12 protein-coding genes and 1 pseudogene are annotated in these 13672 nt (G+C 58.0%); 9 read left to right on the top strand and 4 right to left on the bottom strand.

Annotated elements, in window-relative coordinates:
• The first annotated feature begins 69 nt into the window (after window positions 1-69).
• From M0D66_RS03040 to M0D66_RS03005, 8 genes are all read left to right on the top strand, one after another.
• Window positions 70-2427 (top strand): hypothetical protein, encoded by a 2358-nt coding sequence (locus M0D66_RS03040; protein ID WP_266208951.1) that lies wholly within the window; start codon window positions 70-72, stop codon window positions 2425-2427.
• Window positions 2414-3352 (top strand): NAD(P)/FAD-dependent oxidoreductase, encoded by a 939-nt coding sequence (locus tag M0D66_RS03035; RefSeq protein WP_200652985.1) that lies wholly within the window; start codon window positions 2414-2416, stop codon window positions 3350-3352. Before M0D66_RS03040 ends, M0D66_RS03035 begins: the two co-directional genes overlap by 14 nt.
• A gap of 112 nt (window positions 3353-3464) precedes the next feature.
• Entirely contained in the window at window positions 3465-3716 is a 252-nt protein-coding gene (locus M0D66_RS03030) for a GlsB/YeaQ/YmgE family stress response membrane protein (protein ID WP_093634115.1), read from the top strand.
• Window positions 3717-4005: 289 nt separating this feature from the next.
• Entirely contained in the window at window positions 4006-4281 is a 276-nt protein-coding gene (locus tag M0D66_RS03025; protein WP_244869562.1) for a lysozyme inhibitor LprI family protein, read from the top strand.
• A 186-nt stretch (window positions 4282-4467) separates the two neighbouring features.
• A complete protein-coding gene (locus tag M0D66_RS03020) occupies window positions 4468-5781 on the top strand; it encodes an MFS transporter (RefSeq protein ID WP_266208947.1) in 1314 nt (437 codons plus the stop codon).
• Window positions 5782-5978: 197 nt separating this feature from the next.
• Window positions 5979-6254: a DUF2164 domain-containing protein gene (locus M0D66_RS03015; RefSeq protein ID WP_266208946.1), complete on the top strand. Its 276-nt coding sequence runs from the start codon at window positions 5979-5981 to the stop codon at window positions 6252-6254.
• Between the two features lie 142 nt (window positions 6255-6396).
• Entirely contained in the window at window positions 6397-7404 is a 1008-nt protein-coding gene (gene lhpH, locus M0D66_RS03010; RefSeq protein ID WP_200652981.1) for a trans-3-hydroxy-L-proline dehydratase, read from the top strand.
• 172 nt (window positions 7405-7576) lie between these two features.
• Entirely contained in the window at window positions 7577-8155 is a 579-nt protein-coding gene (locus M0D66_RS03005) for a hypothetical protein (protein WP_234487135.1), read from the top strand.
• 93 nt (window positions 8156-8248) lie between these two features.
• Here the strand turns inward: M0D66_RS03005 and M0D66_RS03000 are convergent, their stop codons facing one another.
• The 3 genes from M0D66_RS03000 to M0D66_RS02990 form a co-directional block, all read right to left on the bottom strand.
• Complete coding sequence (locus tag M0D66_RS03000; protein WP_266209135.1) at window positions 8249-9013, bottom strand: SDR family NAD(P)-dependent oxidoreductase; 765 nt, start codon at window positions 9011-9013, stop codon at window positions 8249-8251.
• A 57-nt stretch (window positions 9014-9070) separates the two neighbouring features.
• A complete protein-coding gene (locus tag M0D66_RS02995) occupies window positions 9071-10084 on the bottom strand; it encodes an aldo/keto reductase (protein ID WP_266209134.1) in 1014 nt (337 codons plus the stop codon).
• 184 nt (window positions 10085-10268) lie between these two features.
• A complete protein-coding gene (locus tag M0D66_RS02990) occupies window positions 10269-11165 on the bottom strand; it encodes a LysR family transcriptional regulator (protein ID WP_266208945.1) in 897 nt (298 codons plus the stop codon).
• Between the two features lie 198 nt (window positions 11166-11363).
• On the opposite strand from M0D66_RS02990, the gene M0D66_RS02985 reads away from it, so the two are divergent.
• Entirely contained in the window at window positions 11364-12083 is a 720-nt protein-coding gene (locus tag M0D66_RS02985; RefSeq protein ID WP_266209133.1) for a carboxymuconolactone decarboxylase family protein, read from the top strand.
• Between the two features lie 183 nt (window positions 12084-12266).
• Here M0D66_RS02985 and M0D66_RS02980 read toward each other — a convergent pair.
• A pseudogene (locus tag M0D66_RS02980) lies at window positions 12267-12984 on the bottom strand (transposase).
• Window positions 12985-13672: the final 688 nt, after the last annotated feature.

Below are 13672 nucleotides of genomic sequence, written 5' to 3'. Positions count from 1 at the left end.
AAAGCACGCAAGCAGCAGACAAGTCATTTCCGCGCAGCCTTGGGTGAGCCACTCATTGGGAGGTGGTAGATGCTGATCGATGAAATCCACACGTTGGTTGGCAAATTGTCGACGCCGTGGAAGGACGTGCTGAACCGACATGGTCTCGATCTCTCGTCTTCGGATTCGCCGCAACGTACTGCAGTTTTGCTGAGTGAAGGACTGAAAATAGACTGGCAAGATCGGCGCGTTGAAGATCTTTGCCGAAGCACCGAACGCGCGATAGAACCGGGCGACCCCGCGCGGAGCCTGCTTTATCACATGCTTGCGCTATCCGAGTGTCCATCGCCCGATGGCGGAATAAGCCTGGAAGATATAGATCTACTCGAAAACTATATCTACTCGCTTGCAGCTTTGCCTTCCGACTGGTCGACACTCGACATTGCCGTGCTGGCCTACCAGTACCGTCCCGCGCGCCGTACCGGACATCAGCAGCACGCGGACATGGTTTTCTCGCGGCTCGGCATCGCGCGAAATGGCGACACGGAAGCACTCTACGACGCGCGGACACGGAGCTACGTTCCGCACGTCGAGAACGAAATCGAGCATGTGCGGGTGTTGCCGGCGCGGTATGGAGCGTTTCTTGTGCGGCGTGTATCCGGACCAGACGGACTTGCGTTGATCGAGGGAAAACAACGTGACGACGGACATCGTGCATTCATTCAGCCGGTGCGCAAGCTGTTTTCCGCCGAATGCCTGCCAAACATGACGTTGAATCTGGACTACGGCCATTGGCATATCGGCGAAAAACTGAAGCGCGCCGTCAAGGCACGATGGGGCATTTCTCCGGTCCCATTGGGAGATCTCGACCGTCCACCGTATTCGATCGTATGCCGGTATCCGGACTTGGCGCAGCCGGCCGCGACGGGCGTTCCATCAATCGTGCTCAAGCATTGTGGCGAAAGCGTACTGTTGATGCCTGCGGCGCGGCCCCTCATTGAACCTGTGACGTCGGCGAACTATAACGTTGGCGGGTTCTCAGTGCCGGCGCGATGGCGCCTCATACACATCGTCAATCGGCGCTATACGACTATGCGTCTGTTCACGGATCTATACAGGTTGTTTCTTGCGTTCGTTGCGCAGATACATGAAATGTTTTTCCCAACGATCGCAAAGAACTGGTTCTGGCTGCGTTTTCCGGAACCGCGCAACTCGCCGGAATACATGAATATCCGCCATATGAGGGACAAGAACGGTACGTATGCCGACATGCGTACGCATCCGATCCGCCAATCGGCATTCGTCGAGAAGGTGATCAAAGGCGGTTACGATGCACAACTGTTTCTTGATCACTGTGTCGAAGGCGCAGTCACGATCAGAATCAAGGAGCTGGTGAATCGACGCGTGTTGCCCGCTTATTCGATCGTGGCGGCGCCGGATTTTTTCCCTTATGCGGACCAGTCCGAATTGCAGCGCTGGTTCAAAGAAGATCACATCGATCCCAAGACTCAGTTTAGAAACGGCTCACCTATATCGCTCAGCGCTGAGCGGCTTCCCGTCAATCCGCATCACGTCGATTCGTTCAGCGAGAAAGAGGCGTTTTCGACCAGCGAAGATACGATTTCCGTTTCATTTAGTCTTGCACCACGCGCATCAAAAGAGTCTCACGAGAAGGCGCATTTGCCTCGCATGGTGTCGTTTCTATCAGATGCATCATCCAGTGTTTTTGCACCGGGCTGGGACGTGACCTATGCGGGGGGACATCGTAAAGGGATCTATCTCGCAACGTTTGGCCTAGGCAGTCCATTCGCAGAAGACATCAAGTTGTGCGCAGCGTCGAACAGTTTCTGGCCTGCCGTAAGCCCGGATGCTTCGCGAACCTTCAACCGGAGCGATGCACCAACGGCCATTCCAATGCTGGACAGCGAACTTGGATTTCATCCGCAACATCCTTTGGTGCAAGGCGGCCTTGTACATAACACGCGCGCCGGATGGGACGGCGAGTACGGTCCTTTTATTACGGCCGCGGGCACGGTTGATTACGCAGATATCGAGCGATCGGATTACGTCGCGAATGCGCTGGGCGGCAATATGCTGTATGGCGCCTTCGAACATGTCGACGCAGCCGAACTCATTCGCAGGATCAAGGCGTTGCGCCTCGCCGTGGCAGCGTGCGATCCAACGCAGACTCCCGCAAAGACCCAATTGTGGCTTGTATCGGCAACGGAACTCGATCAACCGGCAGGCGCGACCAAGGCCTATCACTTCCTGTTCGTTCTTCCCGAAGACGGTGCGAAACCGGTGCAGCATGTGCCTGGACGCTTGCGCATTCGATACGGCGAGGCGATCAGTTGTAACGTGACCGATTCGATGCTGAAAGGGCCCGTTCAACGATGCCCACCCGGACCTGAGGCACTTCGGCTTTACTCAAGGCATGAGTCCGTGTGACGTTCTGGTTATTGGCGATGGTCCTGCCGGGTGCGCGGCGGCAATTGTCGCCGCCAACGCAGGATGCGATGTCACGATGTTGGGTCGCGGCCTGTCGCATGCGGCGCCGGAGTGTGTATCGAACAACGCATTGAAGTTACTCGCGTTGCTGGCTCCCGCAGTGATCGCGCAGTCGGATGTATGGCTCGATATCGATTCCGAATCTAGTCCGGGCCGCGCGGTTGTACGCAACCGACTCGACGACCGTTTGCGCGTCGATGTTTCGGCGGCTGGGGTAGCCTATGCGCGCAAATGTCTGTATCCGCTTTTGCCTCGCATTGAAAGCGGACATGTCGTCGGTGTGACGTGCGGAAGCGATGAGTGCAGGGCGAGCATCGTCATAGACGCGACGGGAATCACCGGCTGCCTGCGTCGCGCACTTTCACTCGACGAAACCGTCGACTCGTCACCCATCTGGCTTCGTCGCGGTTTCGCGAGCGGATGTTCGTCGCAGCGTGACACCTATTGGCAGATCGCGCGGGGCGGCTGGCTCTGGCTACGGCCGACATCAGCGCAATACATGTGGACTTCGTTGTCCGTGCAACGGAACACGCATATCGGCTTGCGTTCAGGCATATCCGTCATTGGAACTGTGTGGCAACAATGCCGGCGCTGGCGGCATCTTCATCAGGCCGCCGGTCCTGGCTATTTCGTATGCGGTGATGCTGCGGGATATCTCGATCCCGCCTCAGGAGATGGCCTTCGGTTCGCGATTGAATCCGGCATACGTGCGGGGACACTTGCCGCAGAGGTATCGAAGCATCCAGGCAGATCGAGTATTGCGGCAGCGCTCTATTCAGATTGGGCTTTGCAGGACTATCTGGCCACGAAAGAAGTACTGCAACGAGTCTATATCGATGCGCATCTGGATATCTGGCGGAGCTAATGCGGGACTGGCCGACTGCCACATTTAGCGCGTATGCTTCGAAAAGCGTCGCAGTGGAGCAGTAGCCAGTAGTAAAAGAAAACCGTAGCACTCACACTCTCGGGAGGTCAGCATGCTTTCATTCATCGGTACGGTAATTGTAGGGCTGGTCGTCGGATTGATTGCACGGGCAGTGAAGCCAGGAGACGACAGCATGGGGCTCATTATGACCATCGTCCTCGGTGTTGCCGGCTCGCTGATTGCGGGCTATGTGGGGCGTGCGCTGGGCTGGTATCAACCAGGCCAGGCGGCAGGTTGGATTGCGTCGGTGATTGGCGCTATCGTTCTGCTGATCATTTACGGATTAGTGCGCCGACGGAGTTAGACCGCGATGCGGTGACGCGCTTGCGGGTGGCGGTAGAACGGTGGCGCGCTCGCATGAAAATGCGACCCGGTACGTTGATTTGTTCCCGCGAAAGGGGATCATTATGCGATCTGCATTCAAACCAATTTGCCGGGTGCACTTCGTCCACCGCGCTCTCCTCGTACTTCTTGCACTCGCGTGCTCGCCCGCATTTGCTGGCGCCCCGGATCCCGCTGACGTCATCTCGCAGCAGAGCGGACTGCCTGCGAGCGAGGTGCGAGGCATGCTCGCGAACTGCGACGCGAACCAGATGAGCCTGAACTTCTGTGCATGGCGCGACAGGGTGGTTGCCGAGCAAAAGCTGCAGGACGTCGTCGAAGATAAGTCCGCAAAATTCCCTAGCTGCAAAGCGCGCTTGGAGAAGAAAATCGCGGGGTGGAAGAAGCGACGCGATGCGAGTTGCAAGAAGTCCGCCGAGGCAAAATACGGAGGGGGTTCCATCTTGCCGATGGAAATTGCCGCTTGCCAGACTGCGGAAACTGATCACATGACGAAGGTTGTTGGGTCGATTCGTCGATGCGATTGATCGATAAGTTGGTGCATGGCCGACAGCAGTGGTGATAAGGGAAAGAATTTGGCCAACGTTGCAGCCTTTCTTTCGAAGATCAGATGCACGGATCTCGGCTGATGAAACGACGATGTCTGGAAACATTCACCTAAGTTGTGGGAGAAATGTTGAGGTAGCATCATCGAACTCAACAGGGGGAAACCGGTGCTTTGGGGAATCAAATCTCGCATAAACGCAATCGCCCCCTCTCTTGCCTGTCTGCTTCTCAGCGATCTTTTTACGATCCTGGCAGACATGGTTGGCTATATCACGCTCCCTTGGTGGATCGTTCATCAGGGCGGCGCACATCACCTCGCGATCTACGGCGTAAGCATTGCCGTCACCACGATCTTCGCAATGCCGCTGCTTTCGCCACTCGGGGATCGGTACGCAAAGAGACCGCAGATTGTATGGGGTATCTGCGCCTTAATGGTCGTCGCCTTTACCCTCGCTACGCTCGCCTCGCTGTCCGACTACCGGCTTACGCTCATCATCTGCATAGGCGTAGTCACTGTTATTGCGAAAGCTTTCATCGATCCGGCCAGTTCCACTATTTCGGCCGAACTTGTTCCCGCGAATCGTTTGGCCGAAGCGCTTCGTCTTCGTAAATCGACGCAAGCGGCTGGACGTGCCTTAGGGCCGGCACTGGCTGGCGCGGCATTGGCTTTGGGTGGTATTGCTGCAACCTTCTGGATGAACGGCATTCTGCTTGGCGTTGCTGCGTACGTGACCTTGCAGCTTCCATCCCGGTCTCAGCATCGTGAACATCCTCGCGGTTTGGCCCGTTGGTGGGAAGACCTGCGCGCCGGACTGCATGCTAAATGGATCGTCCCGTTGGAGCGCGGCTGGACACTTGTCAATTTCCTCGTCTGGATATTCCAGGGCCCTGCAGTCGGCATGCTGATTCCGCTCAAAGTTCAATCACTGGGGCTGTCGGGGCTCTGGCTCGGTGGTTGCGAAGCGGCCTTATCTATAGGTTTACTACTCGGCAGCTTTCGTGGTTCTGACGCATTGGTAAGTCGCTTCGGCCGGTTCAATGTCCGGGTGGGGGCTGCGATGTGTGAAGGGCTGGCACTTGCTGCTTCCGGCTGGGCCCATTCACCTATCGTTCTCGTGTTGACGCTTACCTGTGTGGGTTTCGCCAATGCATCGATGGGGCTCGTTGGCGCGACTCATCGTTCATTGGCCATCCCGCAGAATTTCCGCGTACGCATTCTCGCTGCCAGCATGATGACTACGCAGATCGCCGGCATTCTTGGACCGATGATCGCAGGTACGGCACTCACGCACTGGGCGGTGGGCCAAGTATATACATGCTTCGGTCTCGCTACCTGTCTGCTCGCTTTCGGTTTCGTTTTGATACCGCGATCGCGCGAATTCTTTGAGCTCAATCACGATCAGGTGAAAGACTGGTTTCGTCACGAATATCCCCATGCATTCGAAGCACCTAGAGTGCCCGAATCGAGACAAATCACGTAGATTGTCGCGTGACTAGAGCGGGGGGCGCGTATGTGTTGTCGATCGGGACCGAGGGAGATCGCGCCGCAGAGCGGTTTGCAGGGCAGTGCGCGGCCATGAAGGGAGGCTCGACCATGTGGCCTACATTGCCGGCGATCGGCGCTTGTCGGAATGTTAAACCCGCCTTTTTCACGGAAATTTCACCGGACATAACCTCCATGACAATTGAATTGACCAAGGAAGTTCGAGCCGATGCGATTGCATCCATTCAGCGGTACTTCGAGAAGAATATGGAGGAGCCTATCGGCAACATCGCTGCTGGCGCGCTTCTCGGTTTCTTCCTGGAAGAAATTGGCCCGAGTATCTACAACAACGCCGTGGCTGACGCGCAGGAGCAACTCCTGCAGCGTGTCTCGGAGCTAGATTTCGAGGTGCACGAAGAGGAGTTTCAATACTGGAAAAAGTATGAGGGGAGCGCGAAACCGCGCAAGTGAGCGTGACGGGATCGAACGAGCATTTGCGAAATCCAACTGAATGATTTGCGACGGCAGCGCAAACCGTACGAGCCCGTGGCAGCATAACGCACGGCACGCGCGTTCGTAGCGGCGCGCAGACATCACGTGGAGGATAAAGGATATGCAGGTCACTCGCACAATTAGTACCGTCGAAGTCCATACCGGCGGAGAGCCGTTCCGGATCGTCACCTCGGGTCTTCCCCGCCTGCAGGGCAACTCGATCGTGGAGCGCCGTGCCTGGGTACGCGAACATGCGGACAATATTCGCCAGGCCCTTATGTTCGAACCCCGCGGACACGCGGATATGTACGGGGGCTATCTGACGCCGCCCGTTTCACCCACAGCTGATTTCGGCGTCATCTTCCTGCACAACGAAGGATATAGCGACCACTGCGGACATGGTGTGATGGCACTGGCAACGGCTGCGGTGGAGCTCGGCTGGGTGCAGCGCGAATCACCCGAGACGCGCGTCGGCATCGACGCACCGTGTGGTTTTATCGAAGCGTTCGTCAAGTGGGACGGCATGCACGCCAACGGTGTGCGATTCATTAACGTGCCATCGTTCATTTACAAGCGCGACGTGAGTGTGGAGACGCCGACCTACGGAACGGTGACGGGAGATATCGCGTTCGGTGGGGCGTTCTATTTCTACACGGACGGCGCACCGCACGGCCTCGCGATTCGTGAGTCGTCGGTCGAAGCGCTCAAGCAATTCGGTGCGGAAGTGAAGATCGCCGCTAATCGCGCGTTTTCCCTCGTGCATCCGCAGATTCCGGAAATCAATCATATCTACGGCACCATTATTCACGGCGCGCCGAGATTTCCCGAATCCACTCAGGCGAACTGCTGCATTTTCGCGGATCGGGAAGTGGACCGTTCTCCGACGGGTTCGGGCAGCGCAGGCCGCGTGGCGCAACTGTATCTGCGTGGCGAGATTGGGCGAGACGACGTACTCGTGAATGAATCGATCATCGGCACGGTGTTTCGTGCGCGTGTTGTCGGTGAAACGCAGCTCGGTGAATTCCCCGCCGTGATCCCCGAGATCGAAGGCTCAGCCTACGTTTGTGGATTCGCCAACTGGATCATCGACGAGCGCGATCCGCTCAAGTATGGATTCCTCGTACGTTGATTCGTCTGACAAATGCTACGATCAATGGTTTACCATGACCATCTCACGTCGTTTGCAGGCTCGGTCAGTAAGTATGATGAATACCCGAAAGATTTTGATGATCGTTGGAGGGCTCCTGCTCGTAGCAGTAGGGGTCACGTACCTGATGCTCCTTCAGGCGGACCGCCGCTCAATGGCAGAACTCACGGGCGCCATGCATGAGTCCGCACCCCCTGCCGTCGTCGATTCGCGCCCAGGCGATCATGTGACGGCCGGCAGCATCGACCAATCGCAGCCGTCCGGTTCGATCACAAAAAGCACTGCCAATGCGCAGGAGCCGGTGGTTCCCGCTCCTGCTCCTGCTTTGGCAGTAGCACCCGCATCCGGCCCGGCCGCCGCACAAGTTACTGCGCAACCGAAACCTGAAGCACGACCGAAGCAGGCGCCATCGACGGCAGTCGCGTCGGTGAACGTACAGGACTCGGGTGCGCCGAAGGTGACTCCGGCGCAGCGCGCCCAGCGTGGACAAGACGGCGTGGACCATCGCGCGATAACGACTCGAGGCGCGACACCGGAAACGGACGAACTGGTCAGGGAATCGGCGAAGCTCGATCCATCGTTGCCTCCGCCGGATATGTCGGCCGCTCGCGTCGCCACGGACCAAAGTAGCACGAAGCCTGGCAAGGGCTCGAATCCGGTTGCGGCCGCGATGACGGAACAGCTCGTCAAGGAATCGGCGAAGCTCGATCCTTCGCTGCCGCCGCCTAAGTAAAGTAACCGACTTTCCTGGCAGCACGGCCACCTGCTCAGGGGCGCGTGCTGCCGATCACCTTCAAGCTACTCGCTTTGAAGCGCTGCCCCTCGCTCATCGCATGATGAAGCCACCGTCGACGGAAATGGACTGACCGGTGACATAGCTCGAAGCATCGCTGCAAAGCCAGAGAACGACGTCGGCGATCTCTTCTGGTTTCCCATATCTGCCCATCGGAACCGTCTTCAACAGTGCATCGAGCGCTTCGCTCTGGCCGGAGGCTGCCATCTGCTCGGACATCGGCGTCCAGAACAGACCCGGGCAGATCGCGTTGATCCGGATACCTCGTGCCGCATACTCAAGGGCAGCACTCTTGGTCAGCCCCAGTACACCATGCTTCGCAGCGTGATAGGTGCCACGCTCCGCGCCGCCGACGAGGCCGCCCAAAGACGAGCAGTTGACGATCGCACCGTTGCCCTGCCGGCGCATCTGTTGCAATTCGAATTTCATGCAACTCCAGACACCGTCCAGATTGATTGACATCACGCGGTCGTAGTCGTCTCGAGTCGAATCGGCTGTTTCAGCAAGGACATTCTGGACGCCAGCGTTGTTGTAGGCGATATCCAATCTTCCAAAGGTCGACACGGTTTGCGCGACCATTGCCTCTACCTGTGCATCGTCGGCAACGTCGCACTGCACAGCGAGGACCGCACAACCTTGGTCCTTCAGTTCGTCGGCCGCCGACTCCACGCTCTCTCTATCCCAGTCTGCCAGCACGACGGAAGCCCCTGCCAAGGCAAATGCTTTCGCCGTCGCCAAACCAAGGCCAGAACCTGCACCCGTGACGAGTGCAACCTTGTTCTCAAAAGTTATATTCACAATCAATTCCCTCAACTCGTACAGGTACGGTAGTCAGCTGTGCTCTCTGCCGGCAGATCAACCGGTCACGCGGCGGCCTTCAACCGGATAGTTCGGATCGGTATAGCCGGCCGTCGATGCATGCCCGGCAGGCACCAGACTGTCGACAAACTTTTCGTCGTCCGGTCCCAGTTGCAGCGTCAATGCGTCGATGTAGCTGTCCCAGTGCGCTTCCGTGCGTGGCCCAGCGATAGCGGAACTCACAAGCTTGTTCCTGAGCACCCACGCAATGGCGAACGCTATCGAGGTGGTGCCGCGTTCAGCGGCGTATGCCGCGACCTTCTGTGCGATGGCGAGAGATTCCGGACGCCACTCGGTCTGCTGGATGCGCTTGTCACCGCGTGCAACACGGGAGTCGGCAGGAGGCGCACCGTTGGGTGCATATTTGCCGGTCAATACACCTCTGGCGAGCGGGCTGTAGGGCACGACGCCAATGCCGTAGTGTCCAGCCGCCGGCATCAACTCCACCTCGGCGGTACGGTCGACCATGTTGTAGACCGGTTCGATCGCAACGGGGCGATCGATGCCCAACTGATCGGCAAGGCGCACGATCTCCGCAATACGCCAGGCGCGGAAGTTGGACAGACCGAAGTAGCGCACCTTACCCTGACGAATGAGGTCGCCGATGGCACGAACCCCTTCCTCGAGCGGCGCGTCAACAAGCGACCGGTGGAAGTAGAGAATGTCGATGTAGTCGGTGCCAAGGCGCTTCAGGCTGGCGTCGACCGTCTGGTAGATCCATTTGCGTGACTGGCCCTGTTCGTTCGGGCGGGCGCTAACTGAAGCCGGATAGCCGAACTTGGTTGCCACGACCCAGTCATCCCGTCGATCCGCAATTGCCCGCCCGACGATTTCTTCAGATCGGCCAGCGTGGTACACATCGGCAGTGTCGAGGAAATTGATGCCCTGGTCGAAAGCCTTGTCGATAATCCGGCGCGAGGTCGCTTCATCCGTTTCGCCGCCAAACATCATTGCACCCAGGCACAGGGGCGAAACCTTGAGGGCGCTGCGCCCCAGATATCCATAGTCCACTCTCATCATCTCCATGCAGGCCGCGCCTGCGGTTAACAGAACGTGCACGCCGGAAAGGCGCATCAGCGGGCGCTTTCATCGCCGTCTGTATGGAGGATGATAGGTCGATGGTATCTAGTGATAAAGCCAGTAAAACAGCAAACCATCATGAACTGTATTCATGAATCTCATTCCAGTTCCTGGGCTATTCCTTGCGATAACGGATTGCATCGATCACCACGGTCATCGCCCGCGAGAACTCACGTCGGGTCGCATAGCAGGCGTGCAGCCCTGGAAAGGTGGGGCACCATTCTTCCAATACCTTCACGAGGCGACCCGCTTCGACATGAGACTGGGCGAGGTCAGCCGGAATGTAAGCCAGGCCGTATCCCGACAACGCGGCAGCCAGCATCGGGTAGGTCCCGTTGAAAGCGAGTTGTCCGTCGACACGGACCTGCACCTCCCGACTGCCCTTCTTTAACTCCCATGGATAAAAGCCGCCCAACGTCGGCAAACGAAGATTGATGCAGTTGTGCGCGGTCAGATCCTGGGGCTTCCTTGGCAACGCACGCGTCTTCAGGTACTCCGGTGTCCCAACGATCGCCATGCGCATTTCGGGCGCGAGGCGGACCGCAATCATGTCCCTGGCTACCTGATCGCCGTGGCGAACGCCGATGTCGTACCGATCTGCCACGATATCTGAGAGACCGTAGTCGGTGATGATCTCCACCTTGAGGTCAGGATATTCATGCAGGACCGGCGATAACCTGGGCCACAGGACTGTCTCGGTCGCGTAATCGGTCGCGGTGATGCGGATCGTGCCCGCAGGTTTGTCCCGAAACTCCGTCACGGCCGCCAGTTCGGAATCGATCTCTTCAAAACGGGGTGTGATGGTCCGAATGAGGCGCTCGCCAGCCTCCGTCGGCGCGACGCTGCGCGTGGTTCGGGTCAGGAGTCGCATGCCGAGCCGGGTTTCGAGTGCCCGGATGGTATGGCTCAAGGCTGATTGCGATACGCCGAGTTGCGCGGCGGCGCGGGTGAAGCTGCGCTCGCGCGCGACGGCGATCAGTGCAAGCAGGTCGTTGTAGCTCTCGCGACGCATTGATGAACTCTTTTCATAGGTGTTTGCCGATTCTAGCGCCTAGTCGCGCATGAGTGCGCACGTTAGATTCCGGATATCGACTCATTTCAATGCGGTCAGGCGCTATCGAGGAAACTGCCGATGAGGATATTCATTGTCGCGATGATGTCGCTTGCGCTCGGTACCGCGGCCTGTTCGCAGTTCAAAAGGAAAACTGATATGGAAAGCCTGGATCGCGCGTCCTCCAGCAACTTGCTCACCGGGATGGACACCGTTTCACCCGCTCTTGAGCGCTATACGAACGATGTGGTGTTGGGCGACCTGTGGAAACGTCCGCAGTTGTCCGCACGGGATCGCAGCGTGGTCACGCTCTCAGTATTGATTGCGCGCAATCAGAGCACGGAGTTGCCGTTCTATCTCGATCTCGCGCTCAAGAGTGGCCTCAAGCCCGGCGAGATTTCGGAAATCATCACGCATCTTGCTTTCTACTCCGGTTGGGCCAACGCGACCGCGGCTGTGAAGGTGACGAATGCCGTTTTCGAGAGACATGGGATTATGGCGACGCAACTCCCGCCAGCAGCAGTTGACCTTTTGCCGCTCGACAAGGCGGCCGAAGCCCAGCGCGAAAGCACAGTTCAGCAAAACTTCGGCGCCGTTTCGCCCGGGGTTGTTCAATTCACCCGAGATGCGCTGTTCAACGACCTGTGGCTGCGGCCTGGTCTTGCGCCTCGCGATCGTAGTCTCGTCACGGTCAGCGCGTTGGTCGCCACTGGACAGGTCGCGCAACTGACCTATCACCTGAACCGGGCAATGGATAACGGACTGTCCAAGGCACAGGCGTCCGAAGTCATGACGCAACTGGCGTTCTATGCGGGTTGGCCGAATGTTTTTACGGCGCTTCCAGTTGTGAGGGATGTGCTTGAGAAGCGTCCCGGCTAACTCACTCTGGCGCCACGAGCTTTGCTGGGCGAGAAAATCTGTCCAAGCGCTTAGCCGACCACCGACTCAACGTCGCCGGGGCGACGAGAATGCGACGATCTTGTAGCCCATCCGAATGTCCACTTCTTCCCAATGCTGCGATCTGGCATCCGAGCAAGGTTCCCTTGCTTGTTTATCTTTTGGTTAGCCCACGTGTGCGAGGGGGCGTGTCGTGCAAACCTTGGGGCGGCCGGTCGCGCAGCAGCAGGGGCATCAAACGCCGGTTGGCTGTCTGGGCCGCCCACTCGCAATACGCGGCGCTGCCGAGCACCCAGCCCTTGAGCGTCGACTGCATCAGGTCATTGACCTCGCGTTCATCAAGAAGCTGTGCGCCCAAATCGCGGTAAGCCTGCTGGCGCTCGAACGGCGTATTGCCGAGCGCTCGGTAGAGTGGATGGTCCTTGATGAAGTTATCGACACGCAGCCCGATGTGGTGCGTGTAGCTAGACCATTGATAGTTTCCAGCCTCGGCTACAAGGCGGTTGCGCACCGGCGCATGATCGATGACCTGGCTCGCGAGCAGGAAATATCGATCGGGCTCAATCACTGTTGCCCGGTACTCGCCACGCCACACCGCGCCGCGGCGTCCATGGCGGCGGTTGAAGGTCTCGACATAGCGACGGCCGACCGCCTGCATCGCCACGGGCACGCTCGACTCGTATGAAGGCGTGACGAGGAACTGTATCGCGTCAGGCATGAGCACCCATGCGTGGACTGCCAGATCGGCGACGCGCGCTGCGTCTGCCAGGCAGGCGAGGAAGTACAGGTAGTCTCCTTCGTCCAGGAATGCGGGCCCCGTGAGCCCCTGCAAGATAACGTGCTGAGGTTGTTCTGGGACGTAATGCCGTGCAAGCCGTGCCATGCTGAATTACCGGAAATCCGATGTGAGAAAGCGATCCGACAGATCTCGAACGCGCGACATTGCGTCACGTGTGTATAGGGTGAAATTCTATCGGTCATATGCGTGCGTCTGCATCGCGAACAGGCCTTTTTTCTGGCCTCTTTTCACTGATTTGCCGACCGCTACAAACATCTGATTTATGCCACCGCTGAATAGCAGCGCCGCGCTATACGCCTCCAGACGCTTTGCCTGCGCGTCATCCGGCACCAATACATCGAGTAGCACGACGGAGCGGCGGTCGAAGCGCCATGGTCTCCATTCGCATTTCACCTGAACCGGTCAAAGCCCAGCGTAATGTGGTTTGCGAATTCAATCAGTAGGTATCCGAACGATAACGGTCGACTCCAATCCGAGGCCTTGGGCGGCGGCTAATATGGATGTCTGTCCGTTTGATCGCAAGACTTTGAAAGACCTCAATCATTATTTAGCTTGTTGATGACGTCTTTTTGGTCGCGTACGCTACCGTAAAATCTTGCCAATGCGGAACTCGCAGGCTGCGGCAATCAGCAAATGTCGGTGCGGGACGGGGAGTATAGCGATGAAAATGTCTCACAGATTAGGAAGCTCCGATACGGCGGGGCCGGTGTGGGGGCTTGTCTTTGGCATGTTCATGACGGCAATCGGAATGGGCCTCTGGTTTTATGCGACG

This window comes from Paraburkholderia sp. SECH2, assembly GCF_030464795.1.
GTDB lineage: Bacteria > Pseudomonadota > Gammaproteobacteria > Burkholderiales > Burkholderiaceae > Paraburkholderia > Paraburkholderia aspalathi.
Note: the sequence above shows the minus strand (reverse complement) of the source record. Positions and strands in the feature narration are given on the sequence as shown.

Excerpts from the sequence above, each read along its gene's own strand:
- M0D66_RS03040 (WP_266208951.1), top strand. The coding sequence starts at position 70 with ATGCTGATCGATGAAATCCACACGTTGGTTGGCAAATTGTCGACGCCG.
- M0D66_RS02985 (WP_266209133.1), top strand. The coding sequence starts at position 11,364 with ATGGAAAGCCTGGATCGCGCGTCCTCCAGCAACTTGCTCACCGGGATG.
- M0D66_RS02990 (WP_266208945.1), bottom strand. The coding sequence starts at position 11,165 with ATGCGTCGCGAGAGCTACAACGACCTGCTTGCACTGATCGCCGTCGCG.
- lhpH (WP_200652981.1), top strand. The coding sequence starts at position 6,397 with ATGCAGGTCACTCGCACAATTAGTACCGTCGAAGTCCATACCGGCGGA.
- M0D66_RS03035 (WP_200652985.1), top strand. The coding sequence starts at position 2,414 with ATGAGTCCGTGTGACGTTCTGGTTATTGGCGATGGTCCTGCCGGGTGC.
- M0D66_RS03030 (WP_093634115.1), top strand. The coding sequence starts at position 3,465 with ATGCTTTCATTCATCGGTACGGTAATTGTAGGGCTGGTCGTCGGATTG.
- M0D66_RS03005 (WP_234487135.1), top strand. The coding sequence starts at position 7,577 with ATGGCAGAACTCACGGGCGCCATGCATGAGTCCGCACCCCCTGCCGTC.
- M0D66_RS03015 (WP_266208946.1), top strand. The coding sequence starts at position 5,979 with ATGACAATTGAATTGACCAAGGAAGTTCGAGCCGATGCGATTGCATCC.
- M0D66_RS03025 (WP_244869562.1), top strand. The coding sequence starts at position 4,006 with ATGAGCCTGAACTTCTGTGCATGGCGCGACAGGGTGGTTGCCGAGCAA.